Raw genomic sequence first — 23069 nt, 5'->3', positions numbered from 1 at the left:
TCGTTACAAGCGGATCCGCTCCACCTCGTCCGAACTGATCGCGTCGTATCGCCGGTCGTACAGCTGCGTGGTGCGGGTCGACGCATGGTTCGCCATCGCCGCGGCATTCTCGAGCGTGCCGCCATTCTTCAGGTAGGCGGTGATACCGGTAGCGCGGAACGTATGGTTGCCGATCTTCGTTCCAATACCGGCTGCAAGCGCACGGCGCCGCACCATCGTATAGGCGTTGGCCTGCGGCAGCGGCGTGTCGCTGAGCTGCCCCGTGCCGCGCGCGATGGTGCGAAACAACGGCCCCCTCGGATCGTTCGCGATCCCGGTGCCCTCGAGGTACGCATGCAGGTACGCCTCGAGCGTGTGATGACACGGCATCGCGTGCGCCTTGCCGCCCTTCTCATGCTGGCGCACCCAGAGGCGCCGCTGCTGCACATACACATCCTCGACGCGCATCGCGAGCGCCGCGCCCACCCGCGCGAACGAAAACACCATCAAGGCGATCAACGCCCGGTCGCGCAGGCCAACGGGCGTTGAAATGTCAATGCTGTCCAGCAGCTGTCGCGCCTCGCTCGCCTCTAGCTCGGGCGTTTTTCCAGTGCGCACGATATGGTTTGGACCACGAACCGATGCAGCAGGGTTGTGCAGCACGATCTGGCTGGTCACCAGCCAGTCGAAGAGATGCCGGATCGCCGCCAGGTGCTGCTTGACGGTCGGCGCCGCGTGCGTTCGCGTTTGTAGCTCGATCCAGCTCGCCACGTGCAGCGGCTGGACGGCCGCGATCGATGTCACGCCCGCGCTCGCCGAGCACCAGGCGAGAAAGTCGCTGGCTGCGCGCGCGTACGCACGGCGCGTGTGCGGGTTTCGGATCGCCGAGGCGAAGAACTCGAGGAAGCGCACGCCGGCGCGCTCTCCCGCAGCGACCACCAGTGGGGGAATCTCGACCGGTCCACCAACTGGAACGAGCGGAGTCATGGAACGGATCCGAAAAGATGCTCCAGCACAGCATCCAGCGACCCGAGCGGCGTGAAGGCGCTGCGGGGGATGTCCCGCTGACTCGACCGCTCCAGCTTCACGCCGGCCGCGTTGGCCTTCGTGTGAGTGGCGGTCTTCATCACCCGGATATCCGGCAGCGGTTGCCCCGGCGGGCTGCCAAACCACAAATAAGAGTCGAATTCCAACGCCGCGTAGTGATGCCAATGCAGTTGAACTGCTGCCGCGTCGCGCCCGTCTCGAGCACAGGCGCCTAGCCCTTCTTCGACGAATACGCTAGGCAACGCGCTGACGCGAGTGGTTTGCGTGGGGTGATCTGGCCCAGTACTAGCCAATCGACAGCGCTGGCAAGCCAGCATCGGCAAGTCAAAGAGGGCAGTGCAAGCGCTATGGACATTTTCACTGGGGAAAATGCCGAAATCTGTCGACTTGTTCAGCATCGGTATTCGAAAGCTATCTGATTCAAACGCCGGCATATATGAGCCATAACTATTCGCTTATCTACGGAACCCCTTCTTCCGAAAATCAAATCACAAATCGACAGTGCGCTTGATGGGTCAACATAACGGCGGGCTCGAGGGACTTGGCCTCGCTGCGGAGGCGATCCTATTGTTCCGCAGTGTTCGCGATAGTAGCCCTCAACCATGGTGCTTGCGATGCACAGGCAGAAATGTTTTCAACGTCAAAAAGCAAATTTTCCAGACAGTGCAATATGCAATATTTCTTGTGTAATCAATAGCTTAGAGTTGACTGCGCGCTAAATCTTGCCTACTGTTCTAGGAACAACCGCAATTCGGCCTGCGCCTATGAGCACTCCCTTCGCTGTTTTCCTTCGCGGTCTGCGCCTTCGTGGCGCGATTTCGCAAACCGACCTCGCAAAGAAGCTTGGCTATGAGCAGGCATATGTCTCTGCGCTTGAGTTGGGCACAAAGCCCCCCAGCACAGAATTTCTGGAAAGGCTTAGTGAAGGTTTTCCACTCGCGGATGTCGACCGGCAGGAGATGGAAAGGGAATTGCGGGACTCGCCGCGACGATTTGTAATTCCGGCAGATCTACCGACAGAGGAGTACAGGCTTTACGCGGAGTTGCAGCGGAAGATCGGGAGGCTGTTGCCGACTCAGATAGCTACCCTGCGTGCGATCGTCCGGATGGATGAAGAAATGGCCGCACGGCCGCACTACGGAGCTGTTCGGGTTCGCCGCAAATCGAAGGAGGGTCTGGAAATGTAGAACAGAAACGTAAAACGGGACAAACCTCGCGGCCTGCCCCGTCCTAGGAAAAGCAAAGACAACTACGGTTGGCAAACCAAGTATCGTTCGCGCTTCTCCGAAGGTCAAGTCGGCGGCCGCCCTGGTGTAGGCCATTGCACGGTGGATAATACCTGTGCGGGGGCGTTATTACGTCTTCAAATTGGTGCTATCGATCGTACACCGCATTGATTCATTGCGGGGAAAACGCGCGTCCGTCTTGCACCTCTAGTGCGATTTAGTGATGCGTGTCTCCGCATATACGGAGAAAGAAGATGCAAGGAACGCATGATTCTTATTCACCGCATCCTGGAAGCCGCCCGGCATATCACCGAACCAGAAATCCTGTAACGCCTTCCGGGCGTGGATTCAGGGCAAAGTACTTTTCTCGAAAAAACCAGCGCATGGTGCGTTGCGAAAGCTTGCTCGAATTCGATGCACTCTGCCTCTTTGAATTTGCTCGCGGTGTTCGAGCATTTGAGGAGCAGCCAATCTCCATTGAATATTCGCTGAACGGCCGTTCGCGCCGATATACACCCGACTTCGGAGTCGATTGGGCCGATGGTCGACGCTGGTTCGTGGAAGTCAAGCCATCCGAAAAACTTGCTGAAACGCAAACCGCCGAGAAATTTAAAACTCTCAATCTATGGTTCAGTTCCAGAGGTCATACCCTTGTTGTCCTAAGTGAATTGCAGATTCGAAGGCCAGTCAGGCTTCGCCAGATACGCGAGCTGCTGCGCGACTTCGCCGCACAAAAATCAGATGAGGCCGATCTCAGGCTCTACAACACCACGGCGGGCCTGACATTCGGAGAGATGCTCGCCGCAGGCGCCGATGAAAAGCTAATCCGCGGCCAGCTTGCGCACAGGTTGCTCGCTTGCGATCTCGATTCGGTCATCAACCACGAAACAGTGATTCGACCATTCGAGGAGGCCGATGATGACGCGTTATTCATTTAAGACCGGCGAGTGTCTGCGCCTCGATGGGATTGACTATCGTATCTCTCAAGTGAACAGCGACATTCTCGAGCTGACGTCGTTTGGCGACGGCTCTCTTTCGTTGCGCAATGTCGAAGATCTCCTGTCGCAGTACGCAAACGGCCAATTGATGTTCGTGCAGCCGACGAAGTTGGATAAAGAACAAGTTCAAGCCGAGGATCGCGCAGTAGTCGACCGCGGGCTTGCCGACTTCCCGGAGAAAATCCAGCGTCTCGCCTTGCGAAAATTCAAGTTTTTGCGCGAGATCTGCCCGGACGGCCGAATGAGTGTTCCACGGGCGCTCTTGTCAGATCTGTTGCGAGGTGTTTGGGACAAGTTGGATCCGGAAATTCGTGGCGAGAGGCCGCCGTGCGTGGCCAGCTTTTACGAGTGGCGACGCTCCTGGGTTTGGGCGGACTTCGATGTTCGGGCGTTGATTGACAAGTGGGAGCTCCGAGGGAAAAAGCCATCGCTCCTGCCCGACAAGCTCGTTGAACTGATCGACGAAGGAATTGAGAAGGTTTATCTCACCCCTCAGCGGGAGTCGCTCCGCGAGGTCCGTGACTGGGTTCAGCACGAGATAGAGAAAGAAAACCGGCGTCGAGCACCGGAAGACGCATTGCCTCGCGCTACTGGTCGAATGCTCCGGCGCGCCATTTCCCGGATTGACCGATTTGCAATCTTAAAGACCCGATATGGCGAGCGATATGCCCAGGGAGCTACGCGAATCTACGGAAAGGGGCCGGTCTGCACGCGGCCGCTCGAACGAGTGGAAGTGGACCACACTCCGCTCGATATTTTGGTGATCGATTCCAGCACGGGCCTTTTGCTTGGGCGACCGTGGATCACCGTGATGATCGACGCATACTCACGGATGATTATCGGGATTCATATCTCATTTCGCAAACCTAGCGTTCGATCCGTCCTGCGATGTCTGAAGCACGCAATCCTGCCTAAGACCTACGTCAAAGAACGTTTCCCGAACGTAAGCGGAGAGTGGGCCGCTTACGGATTGATTGACCAGCTTGTTTGCGATAACGGCCTCGAGTTTCACGCGCAGGATCTGGAAGCTGCATGCGCGGAACTTGGAATCCATGTCATTTACTGCCCGACCCGGGCACCACAGATGAAAGGGCGTATCGAGCGCGTACTCAAGACGCTGAACTACGGATTGGTTCACCTGCAACCGGGAACAACGTTCGCGAAGTACGACAAGCGACACGCCTACGATTCCGAGCGGACAGCGGTGCTAACGCTAAAGGCACTGGAGGAGATCATTCACCGGTGGATCGTCGATGTGTATTCCGTGACGTTCCATCGAGGAATTCAGGCTACGCCAAAGCAGAAATGGGAGGAAGGCGTTGCAAAGTTTCCCAGAAGATTGCCGCCCTCAACAGACGTCGTGAACGTGTATCTCGGAAACTCAGCAAAACGCAAACTCAACAAAAATGGCATTGAAGTGCATGCGCTCCAGTATGCGTCGCCTGCACTCCAGGAGTTGAGGCGCCGACGTGGTGATATCGAAGTCACGGTGCGCAACGATCCCGACAATCTCGGTTCCATTTTTGTTTTTGATGAGGAAGCAAAGCAATACATCGAAGCGAAATGCACGCTGCCCGAGTATGCCGACGGGATTACCGCGGAGCAACACGCGTGGATTCGGTCTAAGGCGCGAAAGGAGTACGGGGTTTCGCCTCTCCCCCTTGCCCTACTCGCTGCAAAATCCGCGCTACGCGACGACACGACCAGGCTCATACAAGAATGCTATCCGACAAAGAAGAGGCCCAAGCCAGGTAAGCCCGCCATCGACGATCGGGAGGCACTGATGCAGCGCGAAGAGGCGCGGCAGGGACAACTACCACTAGAGCCAGAAATGGAACCGGGTGAAGCATCCGGTATGCCGGATACCTCCTTAAATGACGAACCGGACATTCCATTGTTTCCAGTGCGACGCGGAACGATTCCGCCTTCTGCGGCCCGGGGATTTAACTGACACATGTAGCGGGCCGGTTAAACGGCCTGCAGTGGAGCTTGTCATGAATAGCACGATCTGCATTGACCTGAAAAGCGAAGATGATCGCCGGGACGACGATTCCTCCAAAAGCGAGGACAACGGTCCTAACGATAGCAAAGACGCGTTAGTGGCTTCAGTTCGAAACACACTGATTGAACATCCGGTATTTGCCACAGGAATTACTGCTATTCGGCGTTGCCACCGAATGGGGCGCTTTGGGCTCGAAGAACCCGGATGCCTGCTAATCACAGGCGTGTCTGGCAGCGGCAAGTCGACTCTACGGAAGGAATATGCGAAGCATTATCCACCGCGGGAGACCGATGAAGGAACGGAAATTCGCGTGCTTCATCTTGAACTACCCGCCCAGCCAACAATCAAGAACGTTGCAGAGCGAATTCTTCTTGACATGGGTGACCCGCTGTTTGCCCGAGGATCCGCGGAGGCAATGACAGAGCGCATCGTCACTCTCTTCAAAAATTGTGGTGTGCAATTGGTCATTCTGGATGAATTCCAGCACTTCATCGATCACTCCAGCGAGAAAATCGAAACCAAAGTTGCTGACTGGCTGAAGTACCTCATCAATATAACGAAGGTCCCCTTCGTACTGATGGGGCTGAGCCGTTGCAGGCGAATTCTTCAAACTAATGAGCAGCTTCGTCGACGCTTTTCCCGGCAGATCTCACTCGAACCCTTTTCCATCCGCAGCACGCGAGCGAGACGTGTTTTTGAAGTACTGGTGCATTCGTTCTGGAAAAGTCTGCCTGTACCACCGGCGGATGGGCTTGTGGGTGACGCGAGAGTCATCGAAGCAATTCACTTTGCGACTTTTGGTCTCATGGGTTACGTCACGACTCTGACGAGCGTCGCGGTCCAGATTGCGCTCGACGAAGAAAAGACGACTTTCGATCTGGATCTGCTCGGACGTGCTTTTGTTGAAGGAATATGGCCGGACGCGAAGGAGACCCAAAACCCGTTTGATCGTCGTTTCGTCAATCGGCCGCTTACGCTGCACGAGGAGCCCTTCTTTGGCTATTGACCGGCACTCTCCTTTGAGGCGCTTTCTCCGTCTCCCGGAACCAGCCCCGGATGAGGATTTCCGGGGCTATGTCCAAAGGCTTGGCACCGCCAATGGATATACGGATGAGACGGCGCTATGGCGATTTCGAAATGCGGTGAAACGCGAGCTGAACGCCGTCGGCGGCTTCCGGCGCTTCGCGGGCTCCATAGGCGCAGATGAAAATGATCTAAGCGAACTCATCGGCCGCACTCAGGTAACTAGCAAAGGGACGAATCGTGCTGATCGGTTTGCCAGAGTTTGCTTCTATCGAGATCGCCGCAAAGCGTTCTGCCCTGCCTGTATCAGCGAGACTGGGATATTCAAGGCGGTCTGGAATTTTCGCGCTGTGGTGGTCTGTGAAAATCATCGCTTGTGGCTTGTCGACAGATGCTCTGCATGCGGCAAATCGACTACCTGGGATGGATGTAGCGTCTTCGCATGTAAGTGTGGATTTGATCTCCGCGATGCAGCGTTTGAACAAGCACCGATGGACGTTTCGTTGCTCACAAAGCTTCTCGTCGCGAGGTTGCAGGGACGTTCTGGAGCGGATCTATTCCTGGAGCAGCGGTTTTGCGATGAGCTGGCAAATATCAGTGCACTGGAATGGCTGGCAATGCACACTTTTTTTGCAAGCACATGCTCGGGATCTTATGGATTTCATGTCCCGAAGGCTGGCGAAAGCAAGCAGGATCGAAAAGCTATCTCGGTCGCCGCGCGGGTACTCCAGAGCTGGCCACGCACGACATTCGATGAAATAAACACCTGCTGGGGAGCCCTGCCTCCAGGCGATGATGATGGCGCGCCGTTGATGTCGCTAAAGCGACTCAGAGACCGCCCACCGCACTGGTATATCGCACGCTCATCCGGTGCGCTCAGGTTGCCGTCGTTTCTTGGTGCCGCGGTCGACCAACACCTGTCGAACCTCATAGTGCATTCACACGATGCCGGCTTGGCGATAAGCCCCTCCGCAGTTGCGCTAGGTAGGGAAGGAATACCAGCGCTTCGTGCTTCCGCCACTGAATATGCCACGATTATGGGTGTTCAGGCGCCGGCGGAATCGAATGAAACCTGTATTGCCAGTTTCGTAGAGCGTCTCCGGAATTTACCGACAGGGATGCACAGCTTTGAAGAAGTGGAACGACTTGTCGGTGCTACACCGCATCAGAGAAGGGTAATCTCTCGATGCGGCCTGCTTCGCCCTATGATCTACGAACGCTGGGTGCCTGCCTGGGAGCTGCAGCGTTTTACGCAATGGCTATGCGATATGGCTGCCTCATGTCCGACATCAACGAGAGTAGTGTCGCTTGATGCTCTTTCCAGGCAGAGCGGATCACTATTGCAGCGAATCATCGCCGGCATTGCTACTGAAAGGGTTCGCCTCTTCCGCAAGTCCGGAGACGTTATCAGACTCGATACCTGTTTTGTTTCCGCGCTGTCAGTCGCCCAGCTCGGCGGAGGCAGATGGTGAAGCTGCTGCTCGTTCGTCCGAAGGCGATTCAGAACGAGAGTGCTACCGGCTTCCTGCTTCGGCTGCTCGAAGCGAACGGTTTCACATCTTTGCACGACCTCAATTTGTTGGCGTCGGGGGTGGCAGAGGGGGACGGATTGGCACGTGTAAGTTCCATGCTCGGCGGAATGTCGATGAAAGGGCTGCGTGGAGCGATTACGGGGTTTCCGCATCTGAAGGCGGATGACACCGGCGGCTTGGAACGGCAATTCTGGAACGGTCGGCGGCCGAGATATTGTGGTGCTTGCCTCGCCAACAAACCATACTGGCGTGCCGCATGGGACGTCACACTTGTGACCGCCTGTCCCATTCATCGGGCAGCGCTACTTGATTCATGCTGCAACTGTCACAAGCCACTGTCGTGGAAGAGAAGTCACGTTGCGACTTGCGATTGTGGCGCATCGCTCACCGGCATGCCCACGGTGCTGGCTTCGGCCGGGTGCATCGCAATTAGCAGTTACGTTTCCTCCATGCTTGAGGCCTGCCCTGCCAGTGAGTTTTTCACTCTGGCGCCGCCATTCGACCATCTCGGCACGCAAGACCTTCTCACCCTATGCATCTTTCTCGGCGGATATGCGAGGAACGACACAAAGAAGCCGACAAAAATAGCGGATCTGCACGAGATTACTGTCGCCAGCGCAATCAGTCAGGCGGCGGGCGAGGGGCTCATCAATTGGCCAAGCGGATATCGCAATCTGCTTGCTAGCCTGATTTCAAAAGCGTGTAGCGAAGCACATTCGGCTCGCTTAACCAAACGCTTTGGCTATTTCTACACTGCCTTGTACAAACGCTTCGGACACAAGCAGTTTGATTTTCTCCGTCGCGAATTTGAATCATATATCCGGGAAGAGTGGCCGGGGCAATTGGCGGATAGAAACCGTCGACTGTCGAAGTCTACGCGTATGGGACATAAATGGGTTCCACTAACCGCTGCGGCAAAGCAGCTGGGCGTCAAGCGAAGCGTTGTGTGCTCATTCATTGAGCGGGGAATGCTCAGTGGTCAACTTCACGCAACTACAGCGGGTCGCATCTCGGGAACGGTGCGTCGAGATACACTGGACGTGCTCTGTGCGGAAAAGGCACGGTGGCTGACTTTGTCGGAAACACGCGAGGCATTGCATCTATCGCGTAAAGGCGCATATGCTCTTCTGGCGTCGGGCAAGCTGCGGCCGGTTAGTGGGCCGACAGTTGACGGACGCACAGTTTGGAGGTTCTCCGCCAGCGATGTTGCTGCGCTTGATCCTGAAATATCGGGCCGTTCGGCAGACTCGCGAAATTGCGCGCCGGTGGCTCAATGAGACGATGGTGGCGGCCAAACCTGAGGTGGACAGATGTTGTTCTTTTTTGGTACCGAATACACAGGTTTACCGCAGCTAACGCCGAAGTTGATCAGCCGTGGAATAGTCGGCGAGGATGGCAGACGTGAGTTCTACGTGGAGCTGACGGATACCTGGTAGCTTGACGGCTGTTCGGACTTCGCCAAACGGGAAGCGCTACCGTTGCTGCAGGGCCCCGCGATGCCAAGCTCCGTCGCGCGCGAACGTTTGATAAGGTGGTTCGGGGATGCCCCGCGTTCACTACAGGTGGCATGCGACTCGGCGACAGATTTCGACTTCCTGCTGTACTTCTTGGCCGACTTGCATCCACGGAATCTAAAAACGACCCACTACGATCTTCGCCCGCTGATCGATACAACGGCCTATCACCGGGCTGTAATGGCGCACTACGAGAGCGACAATCGCGAGCATCACGCGTTAGTGGACGCGCGAGCTTATCGAAAAGGGTGGCTTGCCTGGATGGACGCCCGCAAAACGGAACAAATGCGCTAGCATTTGCATCGATACTTTTATAAGGCGCCATTGTGAGCACGATCCATCCTTGGGAACGCCGCATATATATCGATACGGAATTTACTGATATCGCGGCACCTCGCTTGATAAGCTTTGCGATGGTGTCCGAAGACGGACACGAGTTTTACGGCGAGGTTGCGGAGGTGGATGAGGAAGTTTGCAGCGCTTTTGTGCGAGCCCAGGTATTACCTCAGCTCGGAAAATTTCCGGGGTGCATTATGACGCGCGACGCCTTGGCCGAGGCAGCGCGAATCTGGATGTCGAAGTTTAGCGGCTTAAGACAACGGCCCGTCATCTGCTACGACCATCCGATTGACCTTCAGCTTTTGTGGGAACTCATTGGCCGGAAGCCTGCAGGTTGGAAAGAAAAGCTGATTAGCTTGAGAATAGATCCAGTTCGGAGGGAGCAGTATTTCAGCGAGCACGGTGGCCGGCATCATGCACTTTATGACGCACGTGCAAATCGCGCTGCTTATCGATGAAGCACAACGGTACACCCTGTTGGCGATACCACGTCAACGGAGCAAGCTACCGGGATGCCGCAACCGCCGCCTCCAGATTCTCGAACAAGCTCCTTATAGCCGCGAGGGCGAGGTCGTATCTTTTTGACTGGTGCGCAGTGCGTGAACGCCAAGCGGGTCTATCGCGTCATGCGCGACCATCAGTTGCTGCTTCGGCGCCTTGGTCAACGTCGCGATACTCGCCGACATGATGGACGCATTGCCGTTGACCAGAGTAATATCCGCTGGTGCTCGGACGGCTTCGAGTTCCGTTGTGACGACGGCTCGCCGTTGCGCGTGACGTTTGCGCTGGACTGCCATGACCGGGAAGCCATCAGCAGGGCAGCGACTACTGGCGGCCATAGCGGCGACGTCGTGCGTGATGTGATGCTCGCAGCGGTCGAGCAACGCTTCGGCACGACGCGGGCAGCCGCACCTATCGAATGGCTGTCGGACAACGGCTCTGCCTACATCGACCATCGCACGCGCAGTTTCGCTCGCGAGCTGGGTCTGGAGCCGTTGACTACACCCGTTCGTTCGCCGCAGAGTAACGGCATGGCCGAGTCGTTCGTGAAGACAATCAAGCACGATTACATTGCCGTTATGCACAAGCCCGATGTGCCGACAGCGCTCTCGCATCTGGCTGGCGCCTTTGAACATTACAATGAGCGCCACCCGCATAAGGCACTGAAGTACCATTCCCCCCGGGAGTTCCGGCGGACCGCTGCATCATCAACTTAACGGTGTCCGGGCGTCCTGAGTTACAGGGGCAACTCCACACAGCATCTAAAACGTCAGCAGAGGATCGCAAGGCTCAAACCGATATAGACGCCTGATGTTGCGAAGCTACGAGCCGCGGTGGCGGCTCACACTTACATTTGCAGATATCGTTTTCGAGCGCGAGTTGCTTACCCATAAAAGTCATGGGTAAAGATGGTCCATCGCCCACAATAACACCCTGCGTATTACACGTGTGACAGAACACCGGCGCTCCGTGATAGGCAATGGGACGCCCTTCAAACATGGAGGTAGCCACACCCTCAAGCACCTCGCCATTACGGTCTGTCTTATCACCCTTCAATATGATTCGTCGCGCCATACATTCCTTCCTCGTTCCCAGGCAGACACGTGTCGTCTTGAGAGCTACGCCCGGACTGTCTCAACGAGCGGCGCCCGCTCGCATTCGCGCTCCACGTCTGCAGGCCACACCGGCTGTCGGCTCGTTCGTTGCCCGATGTAGTGCAACAAGGCAATCAAGTAAATAAACGGGCTCAAAACGACCACGAGCAGTGTTGTGAAAAGGTTGCGCTCGGCCAGGATCGCACGGTCGGCACGTCGCCAGATACGCATCGAGTTGGCGAGCGATACCTGCGTGGGAACAAGTTCCGGATAGGACAAAACGCCCGGGCCTTGCTCCATATATCTGCGGATATATTCAAACTGACGCTTGAGGCCATCGACAATCGAGCGACCATTCTCCGTGGTCTCATCGGAGATGGTGACCACACGGTGGCCTACCGAAAACGACTGCGTGACGATGCCTCTTTCATCCAGCACGTGGCACCGAATGCCAAACACGTAGGCGCGTGAAATCGGGTCTCGCGGGCGAGGCTCGACGAAGAAGAACGCTTTATCCCACGGTACGGTTATTACGCCCTTCGAGCCGGCTCCTCTGAAGGCGTAAACCGTTCGAGTCTGTCGGTTGAACCTGATCGGAAATCGCGTCCAGGTGAAGTTTTCCTGACGCAGCCCCCAGAGACCGATGAAGACAACAGCCAATGCAAATACGAGAAATAACGTAGCGAACCCATATGCAATAGCAAGTGTCGCCCCGTGGACGCTACCGTTGCCAGGAGGATTATTCAGGCACCAAAGCATAACCCATGCGAAAAAACCACCTCCCGCGATAATTGCCAGGCAGCCGTACGTTAGCAAACCTCGCTGCATGAATGCGACGTTGGTGCTTTCCAGGAAAACGTCATTCATGGAGAACACCGTGAAGTCATCATTCGGCGTTTCGCTAGCGGCAACTTCCACCTTCAGCTGACGAGCCTTCTCTTCCTCCGTAAGCGGACGCTTTAACTTAACCCAAACCGTACCATCCCAAGCCATCGTTATGCTCCAAGTCCGTTATAGGCTTTCTGTTCTTCAGCAAACGAAGTATATCGGTCGTCCTTCTTATTCGTTCCGAAAAAGCTTCGGCCAAGGAATTCCTTCAGTTCTCTTTCCTTGAACCACATGATAATCAGACCGATGACTATTAACAGAATAGTGAGCGGTAGGATAAGCGAGGTCAGCACTCCGAAAGTTACGCAGATTGTGAGGGCGAGCCCTGCTGCCGCCGAGGTCGAATATGCCAGGAAGAGGCCCACATGGCCTTCCTTCCACGCTGCCTTCGCATTGACCCCGTCATACCAGACGCCGATCAGGGCAGCCGGCGCTGCCAGCAGCCGACTCGCAAGTAGCAGTCGCTCAGCCGCCGCCGCTGAAAGATATCGGGGCAAAGACAGTTCCAGCTTGTGCATGGCTTCCAGGGAGTTCCCCGCTAAGGCCATGGCCCCACCGCCCAACGCGACAATTGATGTCCGGAACTTGAGCATCGTCTCCGTGCTGTTGAAGTGGGTCGATTTCTCGAACTCCTTGGCGGCAAAGAAAACATTGATCGCGGCGAATACTGCGCCAATGCCCGCGCCCGCAACTTCACCTCCGGTGAGTTTGCGAAAGGTGGGAGCAAACTCTTTCTCAATCACTTCATCCGTTAACATGAGTTTGTTGGCCGGGTTGGTAATGCTCGCCGCCTTTTCCTTGCTCGTCCCGCTCACATTCAGACTCTGCAACCCATCCCGGTCGACAATGATGAATTGAGGCACCTCTGTAACCGGCCCCTCCGCGCCTTTTGTAGTGAACTGGGCTCGGATCGAGGCCTTAAGCGATTTCATTGTCGGCCGCTTGTCGGCCGGCATCATTTCCCACATTTGACGGGCAAAGTACGTGACCCATTGGGACTGCGTACCTCGGACGGAGTGTTCAATCACCACTTTGCCGCTGCGCGCAGAAATCATCAGGACAGCAGCTTTGGCAGCGACTGTATCGATACTCTCCGAGAGTAACTTCGCAACAGGCGCTCCAATCTCGTATATGAGTTTCGAACCCGTCTTGTAAAAATCGGCGAAAAAACGAGGCGCTTTACTCTCGAGTGCTTTCGCCGAGTTAAACCACGTCTCAATGGCTTTTGCGCATGTCTCGCGCAACTCCGTGTAGGGAAAGTCTCCGGCTGCCAGAAGATGTTGGGCGTTGACCGCCTGGTTCAACGCCATTGCACGAAGCAGGAGGTTATTGTGATCATCCGACTTACCTTGCAACCACTTGTACAACAGATCTAGCCCTTCCTTTCGCGCCGAGGCACCCGCAATACAGTCGTGAAACGCCATTGCGTACCATGCGCCACCCAGAGGGTCCTGTTCGTCGTGGTCGTAATGAAATACGTGCGCAAGGTTTGGCGAGCCGAGCCATGCGGCATGGTCCATCGACAAGGGCGTCCAGGTTTCTTTCCCCTCCTGTGCGAGGTCCGCTTTCATCTTGTTTCGGTATTCGGTCGCAGCGGTCTCGCTTACAGCCGTTGCGTACTCTTTCCAGGCCTCTTCGCGCACTTTCGGAAGTTCGGCAATCTGGTTGGCGCGCATGTCCGAGAGGTTTTTCTCCAACTGCTTGCCGCCATCCCAGAGCGCGCCCATCGATTGAGCTTCCATCATCTGGCCTTCGGCCATCTGTTCGAAGATCTCGTCACTCTTGACAGCCCCAGCCTGGACAACTTCCTTCACGTTCTCCACCATTTCGGCCGACCATGTGCCCCATTGATGATCTGCCATCACAACGCCGTAAGCGTATTTATTTTCGATGTTGAGTTCCTGCGTGATACCAATCGGATCCCATAGCGCGAACACCGCGCCCTTGTGCGGAGCAAGGTGGTCCATCGCCGCGTTTAGTGCAGCCGTTTCGAAGCTTCGTTCCCGAAACGGGAACGGCGAAGTTACAAAGGCCTTCCCGGCTCCGCCTTTGTATTCCGCCACGTACTTCTGAACATCGGTCGCTTTCGTGGCGTGCGGGACGTTTGCCCCGGGGCTGGCGAACCAGCCCGCCGCATCGAACGCCTGCATACGCTTGGTTCGGCATCCCTCACTGTTCTTCGCATACCGGTCACGGACGGTCTTTGTCCACTGGACCGTACTGAACGCCAGGTACACGGTCCCTGCCTTTTCGGCATTCTCAATGGTTATGCATTGCGCAAGCTCCGGATGACCGGTCTGGGTGCAGGAAAAGGGCTTTTCCGTCGAACGATCTAGCACGGCGTCGAGCGGGTAGTCATAGACGTAGCCTTCCTTCGTCACGGCATAACACTGCCACTTAGATGTCTTCGGGTAGAAGACGTAGACGAAGCCATAGCGAAGCGAGCGCAAGGTGTACTTCGTTTTGCGCGATGCGATGTCCATCACATGCTGTCCAAAATTGCCGCCCATCAGGATGGGAACACCGTCAATTCCGTGTGCGCGTGTCGCGGCAAAGGCTGAATACCTGACCGGCAGGATCGGTAGTCCCTTTTTCTCGCACATCTTGCACTGCGTGACGGGCGCGCCACCCGCTGCGGCGACCTTCGTGAGGTCGGAGATACTTTGGTAGCCCGAGTCCAGCAACATGAGCCTTCCCTTGTATTGTTTGGATAGTGATTATTGGTACTGGTACAACGCACTCTCGCGTGCAATGCGCGACCAGTCATCGTCGGTCCAATCAGCCACCGCCTCTGTGTAAGGCGTCTGCCCAATACCTGCGAGAACGGATTTCACCTGCGGGTGCTGGTCGAAATTTGGCGAAACGAACACGCCGTGCAATGCGAACGGCACACGGTCCTCGTCCGGAAGCCCATACCGCTCTGCCTTTACCAGCTGTGTGTCCAGACGGCGAGGCAGGTCCTCGGGCATTGAGATATTTTTAGCGGTAAGCGGTTCAAGAGCGTGCCGGACAAAGGCAAGTCGCCCCAGTTGCCCGAACTGTTCTTCGGTGACCTCGACGCGGGGACCCGGGAGGCCTTCTAGCGGCATCTCAACCCAGTTCCCAGCGCTCGAAAGGTAGGTCCAGTGCGTCGTGGGACCTGTGAGGGCGAGGAACTGCTGCATGTCCAGTATCCAGCGCAGATGCGCAAACACTCGAGGGTCGTAATAGCGGAAAACGGTGGTTCCCGACTCCGGCTTATCGAGCACCAACGAATCGGCCAGGTGATGTCGTATCGTGTCGGTGTCCGCAGGCGTCTCGATGATGCAACAGACAAGTGGCGGACGTCCCTCGCGGCGGTGATATTCGGCGAGCTCCTTGACACGTGCCAGTTGCTGGTCCGGGTGCTCAAGGCGATAGAGGATTGGGGCAACGCCTTCGAGTTCCGGGCGCGCGGTCGGAACAAGCTCGCCGATCTCATAAGGATTTGGCGCGGGCTGGATGTCGAACTCCCCGTTGCTGGGTTCGACAATGACATAGGTTGAAATCGGCATACGCATTCCTTTTAGTCTTAGCCAACTAAGGCTGCGCCGCTCTGTGCGGCAGACGCGAACTGCGATGCGCAGGAGGCCGACGTCGGCACCGAATTGGCCGCTGACTCACCTTGCGGTCCTGCAAAGCTGTGAGAAGCGCCTTTGAAGTCGAGTGCTCCAGGCGCGTGCACGGAGATATTCCCGCCAGACATTTTGATTACAGCGCCGGCCGCTGTCAGCGTGATCTCTTTTTGCGCGACGACCGAGACGGCATCAGAAGTCGATACAACCTTCACCGTCTTGTCCGCTGTCAATTCGATGTTGTCGGAAAGTGCCATAACCTGGACTTTCCCCTTGCCAGCGAACAGCTTCATCCCCGCGGTCTGGGCGAAAAGACTTATTTTTTCGCCAACGCTTGCTATGAGCGACTTGGTGGCAGCTACGTGGGTATTTGCCCCGCTGACAAGATTGACGTGGTCGGTGGCCGCTGCATGAATTGATTTCATCGAAGTCAGGCCGATGCCAACGGGGCTACCTAGCAGCATGACGGGCTCGGAAAATCCGTTGGCCGTGCCAGTGCCGCCACCTGCGGTATTACCGCCGCTCGTACTGCCGGTGATTTCCTGCTTCGTCGCATTAGTGAATGCCTGCAGGTCGGAATGAGCGTCCGTCAAATCGTCGGCCTGCACAGCCTTGGCGGCGTCCGAGCGAATCTCGACGACGTTTGTCGATTCCGTCAAATGTTCATTCGCCTCCCGAACATCCAGAGGCTGACTCGCAGAACCGCCGCGTGCGAACGTCGAAAAGAAGATGCCTTGCCCCGCCCGTACTGCGCCATAGGCGTCGGTCTTGAGGTCGAAACCGTTTCCAAGAAAGGAACCGCGGGTGTTGCCTTGCTGGTCAATGAGGTATCCGAGATGCAAGTGTGTCTGCGCGACACTGCTGAACAGTTGCGTACGGTTCTGACCCGTCGAATCGTCCATCACAAGCTGGTTATAGCCAGTCCCCTGAAACTCCTTCGACTTATATCCCGACAGTAGGCCGTTGGAATGCCATTGCGGCGTCTGCCGTCCGTTGAAGAGACTGCCACTCACTACCGGACGATCACAGTCGCCGTCCAGATACACAATTCCGACTTCGTGTCCTACGCGCGGGACAAATACACCGCCGAGAGTTCCGCCGGCGTGCGGCGACATGACACGCAGCCAGCACGACGCTTTCTCATCGCCACCGTTCTGGCGGTCCCAGTGCATCAGAACCTTGACCCGATTGAGGCTGTCCGTGAACACCTCGTCCTGCTGCGGCCCGACCACGGTTGCGGTCTGGGTGTACATCTGGGGCTTGCGATGTTCGAACGGACTGCGAAAAGGGACAGTACGGCGCTGTGTCTCCAGTTCAACGAGGAAGAACCCATCGCCGCCGATTGCATCTTTCACGTTGAAGACGTCCGACGCGCCCGCATGGTATGCGCGCGCCTCGGCCAGTTGCGGCTGGAGGCTATGACGGAATTGCGTCCCAGTTGACACAGGAAGATTGTTTTCGATGTACCAGGTCGCGGCTAGAATTGCAAACTGGCGGTTCTCCGAACTGTCAGAACCAAGCGCCGTTGCCCCCTCCAGCTGAAACCAGCGCCCTACATCAGCGCGCCGAACACTTCCTGCAGCAAAGAAACGCTTGGCGCGCGATTCCCACTCCTCCATCCGAGTCTTGGACAGGGCATTCCCCCTGTCGCTGGTGCCGTAGGTATAGGCGCCTGTGTATTCGTAGACCTCTGCCTGGTCGGGCAAGTCGCCCTGCATGTCGACAGTCGGAGTGGACATTTCCTTCTTGAAGGCCGGATCCTTATAGTCAAAGGTACGCGTGGTGTAGTTCACGCTTTGCAAAGTGCGTACACCACCCCAATGCACCACAGCATCTGTCTCGCTTCCAATGCCCGCGCGATAAAAAGAGACTTCTTGCGGCGCCAAGGCTTTCAGAGAGTACAGGTCGTCTGTAATGACGAGCGTATGCGCTTTGCCATCTTCCGCCTGCTCGAAGTAGCCGAAGATACCTTCCTCTTCCATGAGCCGATGCACGAAATTCCAGTCATCCTCGTACTGGACACAGAATGATCTCTGTGGAAGCGGATTTCGGAGATCAAAGCGATATGCGCCGCGTGATTGAGGATGCTCGTCGAAAACGGCCGATAAAATGTCCTCTGCGCTTTTGTCCTGAAAAATCCGTGCATCACTTCTGAATTTCAGGAAGTGCAACCACGAGGAAAAGCTAATCTGATATAGCTGAACGCTTCCGTCCGAGCCAAGCATTCGCGCGGTGTGGACGTAGCCGTGGCGTGGCAAATAGGATGCATCGGTCTGTTGGGTCCACAAGGTCACTGGCTTCGCGATGAGGGATTTAAGCTCGATGGAATCCTTTAGTGAAGCTACGTCAACGGTGAACTCATAATTGCGACCGATGCGACAAGTACCAACAGCGCGGACCGGCACCAGAACGCTCGCCCCCAAAGCTGTGTCCAGCTTTAACAATCTTCGCGATTGGTCGATTCCAGCACCAATTACGGTAGCCAAGTCGTTTATTGTCATATTCCGCCCCCGCCAGCAAATTTTTACGCGCAAATAATAAGACGAAATAGCAATCCAAACAATGAAATCCCGAGTGCCCACGGGAGAATTGACAATTGACAAGAAAATTTTGCCAGACGAGAAAATAGGGCGGTCGTTATTTCCGGACGCTGCGCCCCAAACCACCACTCGGATATTCATACTGCATCTATCGCAATTGATTTACGCCCGCCTTCGATAGTCGAAGGGAATCGTTAGAGGCATAAAAGGAGTAGCAAAGAGGCCGGTTTAACCAGAGATTTCTGCCGCACACAGATTTTTGAGTGGCAATAAGCGGCAACGCGGCGACCTCCCAGCGGCGAGTGGTTCGAGGCGGCCTAGCAAAGATTCGTGAATGCGTGGAATCTTCCGAACCCAGTCGCGCAGTCGATTGTCCGACTCTGCAAGGTCGCATACCTGCTTTATATCTGCATGCCAGTCATGCCTGAAACCATGTCGTTGGTATTGAAAATCCGGGAGTTATTGATGTCGGCTACCTTTAATTTTTCGAACGGCGTACTTGACGTCGGCACAGGACCGGTGCTCGCGCCCGATTGCACGACCGTGTCGGATTTGGTGGGAGCAGGGTGGAAGGCGTTAGATGCTCAAAACGGCTGGGAGTCCTTCAGTGTCGACGAGCTGATGATCTGGCGGCACTCGTTTGCGGTGGCGGCCCGCTTTCAAGAAGGCAAATTTGCAGCGATCGACTGCATCTGGAATGATGGGAGTATTCGCAAAGAGGACTGGTCGGCAACAGATGACGACCTCATCTGCGAAAAAAAGACGTTGGTGAAACTCATCATGACCGAAGCGCAGACGACGCCTGTTGCCACTTCGCAAGGTGTCGATTCGTTTGTCTTCAATTGGGGGACAATATCGGTACGGGCCGATCCACGGTCAATGATGGTCATGCTCACCATCACTTATTCCAAGTAGCAGCGGGAAAAAATTGAGTGAGCCGCGACAGCGCCTAGCGCCCGTTGACGTCGAATCAGTGCGTCCCAGTGTTACTTGCCTTGAAGGCAGGTTTATGCCGCTGCTGCTTTTCACTGGTTGCTTGTCCGATCAACGGGACGATGGTCAACTGCCTCGGAAAGTAGGAAATGGAGCATCGTAAAGCTGTGTCGACGGCCGCATGGCATACACAGCTCGGCACACATTCCAGCATTCTGGCAAATTTTATTCAGCGCTGAAAGGAATGAAAGTCATAAGAGATGCTAAGGAAAGCGGCGCTCAACGCATTGGCAATGCGACAGCCACAGAAGGGTGCGGCAAGGTCCTGACCGATTGGTGCGACACAAGACAGTTTGAGAATAAGGAAGGCCGTCACGCCGGATCCACTCACTGCGTCCGACATGACCAGACTTGGACGTAGCCGGCGCGGGCATCTTCATCAGAGGTCCTAGCTCCGCACACACTCGCAAGACGCAGAGAAGCACGCCCGTGTGAAGGGTAAGCTGCGTGTCAATTTATGAGTGGCTTAGCTCCCACCGCTATGCAGTTGCATCCGTTTTCGCAATAGACCTTCGGCTACCTCGGCCGAAGGTTCTTGACTTCGATAGCAGATTGGCTATCACGTAGCTGTGCGTCAACGGATGTTTTTCATGATAGCCCCTAAGCCGGCCAACAGTCGAAGTGACGCACCACTCCGTGCCGTGCAGTACATCCGTATGTCGACTGATCATCAGCAATGCTCCCCGGTCTTCCAGCGACAGGCCATCGCCGATTATGCATTGACTCACAACATCCGCATTGTCCGGGACTATGAAGACGCCGGCATTAGCGGACTGACACTGAGACTGCGGCCCGCTCTGGCACAGCTGCTAGTGGATGTCGTATGTCCTACGCGCAAATTCTCGATCGTTCTCGTCTATGACGTGAGCCGATGGGGGCGGTTCCAGGACGTGGACGAAGCCGCCTTCTATGAATATGCCTGTCGCCGTGCTGGCGTTAAGGTTATTTACGTCGCGGAACCCTTCGAGAACGACGGCACCCCTGCTTCATGCGTTCTCAAGGCGCTTAAACGCGCAATGGCGGGTGAATTCAGTCGCGAGATATCGCGCAAGGTTTTTCTGGGACATTGCGTAAGTGTCCAGCGCGGCTTCCATTCGGGTGGGCCGCCCGGCTATGGACTACAACGAGTGCTCATAGACGCTGGACATGGAGGCCGCCGTCCGCTTGCCCAGTACGAATACAAGAGTATTCAGGCTGATCGCATCATTCTCGCCCCCGGCCCTCCCAACGAAGCGGCGCTTGTGAGAAAGATGTTTGAGTGGTACGCCACTCAAAGGATTAACGCAACAGGCATTGCTCAGCGAATGAATGACTTTGGCCTGCGCAACCGCTCGGGGGGTACCTGGCTTCCCCGTAACGTACTGCAAATTCTTCGTAACGAGCGGTACATCGGCACCAACATCTACAGTCGAACTTCTTCCAAACTTGACGCCGCCTGGGAGCAGTTACCCGAGGCGGAGTGGATACGCGTCCCGAACGCATTTGAGGCGATCGTGAGCAAACATGTCTTCGCCGCGGTCCAACGCAAGCTTGACAGTGGGAGAAGGAGGCCCACGCGCGATGAGATCGTAAAGGGATTGCGCAAAGTCGTAGAGAAGGCCGGGAAGTTGACGCAGGCTACGCTGCGGCACTACAGGAGCGCCCCATCCGTTGAGCGCGTGATGCGGGAATTCGGTAGTCTGAACGATGCATACAGGGAGATCGGATATTCCCCCAACCTCAATCCGGAGCGGTCTGAAAACAGATACATCGAACGACGGACGGAACGCTCGGTAGTGAGTGTCACGACCGAAATGCTTGAGCAATTAGGACACGACATCAGGTTTGCGAAGCACACCAGCGTGATGTGCGTGGACAAGACACTACGACTGCAGTTCGTGGTGAGATACCCGTGGCTCATTCATTCGCATGTGCCGTACTGGGTAGCCCGCTGGCCAGACTGTTTCGCTGTCGACTTTCTCGTCTACGCCCGCATCGCACATGGAAACCCGGAACTGCTCGACTTCTACCTCTTTCCGCGTGGCAGTCTTACGCCAGGTGCATATACGATCGTCCACCGGGACGAAGCGAGCCGGTTCGCCGCTTTCCGGCATCCAGACCTCAAGTCGCTCCTCGATTTGTCAGAGACAGTCCCGCTTCAAGTGCTCCCCCACACTTCATGCATTGAAGGACGGCGAAATCGTGCAACAAGACCATGAGACCCGTGACAATCCTGCGCGCGCGCGTTCCGGGAAAGCCGGTAACTGTGAACATATTCAGGCGGATAAATCCGGTCATGTCGAGAATGTATCCGTGCCGCGGAAACGTCTGGCCGAGAGAATTAACGAAACAATCAGGCAGGAATTACGCCGACAACGGCTTATCGTATCCGGCATGGAGAGGACTGCAATACGCCATACCGTGCTCATTGACATCCTCAGGGACGTGTTGAGCAATCCGGACTTCATCGCCGTCCTCACGCGTGCGGGTTTCCCTACGATACCTCGCCTTATCTGCGAACATCTACTGACAGAACCGCCTGGACGTTCAGCCGTGCCGGCAGAAGTCACGTTCCCGTCAATGGCGCATCCTAACGGGGACGACTCCCTGGCTGGTTTATGCATGCAGGCCGACGATTTGGACGACGCAAAGCGATTGCCCGCAAGAACGGTGACGGCACTCAGTCGGATGACGGAACCGCGGCGGATCGTTGCCGTTAGCGTCATGTATGCTGCGAACAACTTCAGCGGCGATCTGGCGCGCACGCTTCTGTTGGCAACACCGCGCGACGGCCAAAAACAGGACGGGCGCGCATTCAAGTTCGACATCCGCCGGCAAAGACGCCTAGCAAGGCTTGAGAAGCGCCTGATTGTGCTGCAGGCGAAGGCGGCAGCGTTTGCGCAAGATCACAGCGAAAATCTACTGTACCTCGCGCTTTGCAGCAGTTATATACGAGGCTGGGTTCAGGACAATGTCGTTTCCACCTGGCTACACATGCATTGCCCTTCTCACGCCACGTACATCGGGCAATTCGTGAGCGACGCAAATGAGGCAAAAGAGCCCAAGCGGCCGATGAAGTTACCCTACGTGCAGGATCACCTCTAACCGTCATCGGAAACAAATCGGCCAGAGTTGCTTCATCGATCTGGACTGGCACGCCTATTCGAGCGTCTCTGCGCTACAGCCTTCACAGTGTCCAATGAACGATGCCAAGCCCGAGAATTTCTAACCAAAACCTGCGTTAACCGTTAACCGCTATTGCCAAAGGATGCAGCCGCGCAATCCGGCTTCGCGTCACCCTGGTGGACGCGGCACGGACTGTGAGCGCTTCAAACAGATGCGCCCTATTCTTAAAAAGTCTCACTGCTTCAATTCAATGCTTAGGTACGATATGCCGCAGCTGGTAAAGGTCTAGCGGCTTATGACCGCTGCACGTAGTCAGCGCAGAGTTGATGGATGTCACACACGATCGGCGATCGATAGTCGAGCATCCAGCCGTCAGTAAAAAGCGGTGCGAGTGCCGGTTCTGTAGTTAATGCAAACGAAGCATGTACGCTAGGAGCCAGTTTAGCCGCCATGCGGGCAAGGTGAACGCGATCTTGCCAGTCGCATCGCGCGCCATTCGCCTGCAACCAGATCCGCGCTGATTCGACAAGATGATCGGTCCTCAACCATTCGCCTGTTCGGGCCATCGCGACCAGCTCGCCGACGACCAGATAGCAAAGCAGCTCGGCTCGCGCCTCATCGTCGAAATTCGGTGTAGTCGACATACACATTGCGGTAGGAAATCAATGTTCGTTGCTAATCATCGGCCGGTATCG

General features: G+C 56.0%; 18 protein-coding genes and 1 pseudogene. 11 read left to right on the top strand and 8 right to left on the bottom strand.

Translation table 11 applies throughout. From position 1 onward, the window contains the following. Positions 1-3 precede the first annotated feature (3 nt). Positions 4-966 (bottom strand): tyrosine-type recombinase/integrase, encoded by a 963-nt coding sequence (locus tag PQR42_RS32510; protein WP_408494479.1) that lies wholly within the window; start codon positions 964-966, stop codon positions 4-6. Continuing rightward, entirely contained in the window at positions 963-1424 is a 462-nt protein-coding gene (locus tag PQR42_RS32505; protein WP_408494477.1) for a hypothetical protein, read from the bottom strand. The genes PQR42_RS32510 and PQR42_RS32505 overlap by 4 nt, the downstream gene beginning before the upstream one ends. 366 nt (positions 1425-1790) lie before the next feature. Here PQR42_RS32505 and PQR42_RS32500 point away from each other — a divergent pair, with 366 nt between their 5' ends. From PQR42_RS32500 to PQR42_RS32465, 8 genes and pseudogenes are all read left to right on the top strand, one after another. Continuing rightward, complete coding sequence (locus PQR42_RS32500) at positions 1791-2213, top strand: helix-turn-helix transcriptional regulator (RefSeq protein ID WP_408494476.1); 423 nt, start codon at positions 1791-1793, stop codon at positions 2211-2213. Between the two features lie 293 nt (positions 2214-2506). After that, a complete protein-coding gene (locus PQR42_RS32495) occupies positions 2507-3190 on the top strand; it encodes a TnsA endonuclease N-terminal domain-containing protein (protein WP_408494474.1) in 684 nt (227 codons plus the stop codon). Continuing rightward, a complete protein-coding gene (locus tag PQR42_RS32490; protein WP_408494472.1) occupies positions 3168-5201 on the top strand; it encodes a TnsB C-terminal domain-containing protein in 2034 nt (677 codons plus the stop codon). The genes PQR42_RS32495 and PQR42_RS32490 overlap by 23 nt, the downstream gene beginning before the upstream one ends. A 43-nt stretch (positions 5202-5244) precedes the next feature. Next, positions 5245-6258 carry a TniB family NTP-binding protein gene (locus PQR42_RS32485; protein WP_408494470.1) on the top strand — a complete coding sequence of 338 codons (1014 nt, stop codon included), beginning with the start codon at positions 5245-5247 and terminating at the stop codon, positions 6256-6258. Continuing rightward, on the top strand, positions 6146-7747 hold the full coding sequence (locus PQR42_RS32480) for a TniQ family protein (RefSeq protein WP_408494468.1): 1602 nt from the start codon (positions 6146-6148) through the stop codon (positions 7745-7747). Before PQR42_RS32485 ends, PQR42_RS32480 begins: the two co-directional genes overlap by 113 nt. Next, on the top strand, positions 7741-9084 hold the full coding sequence (locus PQR42_RS32475; RefSeq protein WP_408494466.1) for a TniQ family protein: 1344 nt from the start codon (positions 7741-7743) through the stop codon (positions 9082-9084). Before PQR42_RS32480 ends, PQR42_RS32475 begins: the two co-directional genes overlap by 7 nt. A gap of 563 nt (positions 9085-9647) precedes the next feature. Further along, positions 9648-10118, top strand: coding sequence for a 3'-5' exonuclease family protein (locus PQR42_RS32470; RefSeq protein WP_408494464.1), 471 nt, complete (start codon positions 9648-9650; stop codon positions 10116-10118). Positions 10119-10259: 141 nt separating this feature from the next. Continuing rightward, positions 10260-10877 (top strand): annotated as a pseudogene (locus PQR42_RS32465) (integrase core domain-containing protein); the annotation flags it as partial. Positions 10878-10950: 73 nt separating this feature from the next. Here the strand turns inward: PQR42_RS32465 and PQR42_RS32460 are convergent. Genes PQR42_RS32460 through PQR42_RS32440 form a run of 5 tightly spaced genes read right to left on the bottom strand, consistent with a single transcriptional unit; the run spans position 10951 to position 18237 of the window. Continuing rightward, complete coding sequence (locus PQR42_RS32460) at positions 10951-11235, bottom strand: PAAR domain-containing protein (protein WP_408494462.1); 285 nt, start codon at positions 11233-11235, stop codon at positions 10951-10953. Between the two features lie 44 nt (positions 11236-11279). After that, a complete protein-coding gene (locus PQR42_RS32455) occupies positions 11280-12248 on the bottom strand; it encodes a DUF6708 domain-containing protein (protein ID WP_408494460.1) in 969 nt (322 codons plus the stop codon). 2 nt (positions 12249-12250) lie between these two features. Then, positions 12251-14830: a T6SS effector BTH_I2691 family protein gene (locus tag PQR42_RS32450; RefSeq protein WP_408494458.1), complete on the bottom strand. Its 2580-nt coding sequence runs from the start codon at positions 14828-14830 to the stop codon at positions 12251-12253. 30 nt (positions 14831-14860) lie between these two features. Then, positions 14861-15676 (bottom strand): DUF4123 domain-containing protein, encoded by an 816-nt coding sequence (locus PQR42_RS32445; protein WP_408494456.1) that lies wholly within the window; start codon positions 15674-15676, stop codon positions 14861-14863. A gap of 17 nt (positions 15677-15693) precedes the next feature. Then, positions 15694-18237 (bottom strand): type VI secretion system Vgr family protein, encoded by a 2544-nt coding sequence (locus PQR42_RS32440; protein WP_408494512.1) that lies wholly within the window; start codon positions 18235-18237, stop codon positions 15694-15696. Between the two features lie 369 nt (positions 18238-18606). On the opposite strand from PQR42_RS32440, the gene PQR42_RS32435 reads away from it, so the two are divergent. From PQR42_RS32435 to PQR42_RS32425, 3 genes are all read left to right on the top strand, one after another. After that, positions 18607-19191, top strand: a complete 585-nt coding sequence (locus PQR42_RS32435; protein WP_408494454.1) for a hypothetical protein — start codon at positions 18607-18609, stop codon at positions 19189-19191. A gap of 659 nt (positions 19192-19850) precedes the next feature. Further along, complete coding sequence (locus PQR42_RS32430) at positions 19851-21467, top strand: recombinase family protein (RefSeq protein ID WP_408494452.1); 1617 nt, start codon at positions 19851-19853, stop codon at positions 21465-21467. Then, positions 21451-22353 (top strand): hypothetical protein, encoded by a 903-nt coding sequence (locus tag PQR42_RS32425; protein ID WP_408494450.1) that lies wholly within the window; start codon positions 21451-21453, stop codon positions 22351-22353. Before PQR42_RS32430 ends, PQR42_RS32425 begins: the two co-directional genes overlap by 17 nt. 314 nt (positions 22354-22667) lie before the next feature. Here PQR42_RS32425 and PQR42_RS32420 read toward each other — a convergent pair whose 3' ends face one another. Next, positions 22668-23018, bottom strand: coding sequence for a hypothetical protein (locus tag PQR42_RS32420; RefSeq protein WP_408494448.1), 351 nt, complete (start codon positions 23016-23018; stop codon positions 22668-22670). Positions 23019-23069 lie beyond the last annotated feature (51 nt).

The sequence above is a fragment of the Paraburkholderia sediminicola genome (assembly GCF_046027355.1).
GTDB classification, from domain to species: Bacteria; Pseudomonadota; Gammaproteobacteria; order Burkholderiales; family Burkholderiaceae; genus Paraburkholderia; species Paraburkholderia sediminicola_B.
Note: the sequence above shows the minus strand (reverse complement) of the source record. Positions and strands in the feature narration are given on the sequence as shown.

What these genes read in the sequence shown, in the direction of transcription:
- PQR42_RS32505 (WP_408494477.1), bottom strand. Translation starts at nt 1,424, where the DNA reads ATGCTGAACAAGTCGACAGATTTCGGCATTTTCCCCAGTGAAAATGTC.
- PQR42_RS32490 (WP_408494472.1), top strand. Translation starts at nt 3,168, where the DNA reads ATGATGACGCGTTATTCATTTAAGACCGGCGAGTGTCTGCGCCTCGAT.
- PQR42_RS32510 (WP_408494479.1), bottom strand. Translation starts at nt 966, where the DNA reads ATGACTCCGCTCGTTCCAGTTGGTGGACCGGTCGAGATTCCCCCACTG.
- PQR42_RS32460 (WP_408494462.1), bottom strand. Translation starts at nt 11,235, where the DNA reads ATGGCGCGACGAATCATATTGAAGGGTGATAAGACAGACCGTAATGGC.
- PQR42_RS32495 (WP_408494474.1), top strand. Translation starts at nt 2,507, where the DNA reads ATGCAAGGAACGCATGATTCTTATTCACCGCATCCTGGAAGCCGCCCG.
- PQR42_RS32430 (WP_408494452.1), top strand. Translation starts at nt 19,851, where the DNA reads ATGTTTTTCATGATAGCCCCTAAGCCGGCCAACAGTCGAAGTGACGCA.
- PQR42_RS32485 (WP_408494470.1), top strand. Translation starts at nt 5,245, where the DNA reads ATGAATAGCACGATCTGCATTGACCTGAAAAGCGAAGATGATCGCCGG.
- PQR42_RS32440 (WP_408494512.1), bottom strand. Translation starts at nt 18,237, where the DNA reads ATGACAATAAACGACTTGGCTACCGTAATTGGTGCTGGAATCGACCAA.
- PQR42_RS32500 (WP_408494476.1), top strand. Translation starts at nt 1,791, where the DNA reads ATGAGCACTCCCTTCGCTGTTTTCCTTCGCGGTCTGCGCCTTCGTGGC.
- PQR42_RS32445 (WP_408494456.1), bottom strand. Translation starts at nt 15,676, where the DNA reads ATGCCGATTTCAACCTATGTCATTGTCGAACCCAGCAACGGGGAGTTC.
- PQR42_RS32455 (WP_408494460.1), bottom strand. Translation starts at nt 12,248, where the DNA reads ATGGCTTGGGATGGTACGGTTTGGGTTAAGTTAAAGCGTCCGCTTACG.
- PQR42_RS32420 (WP_408494448.1), bottom strand. Translation starts at nt 23,018, where the DNA reads ATGTCGACTACACCGAATTTCGACGATGAGGCGCGAGCCGAGCTGCTT.
- PQR42_RS32450 (WP_408494458.1), bottom strand. Translation starts at nt 14,830, where the DNA reads ATGTTGCTGGACTCGGGCTACCAAAGTATCTCCGACCTCACGAAGGTC.
- PQR42_RS32475 (WP_408494466.1), top strand. Translation starts at nt 7,741, where the DNA reads ATGGTGAAGCTGCTGCTCGTTCGTCCGAAGGCGATTCAGAACGAGAGT.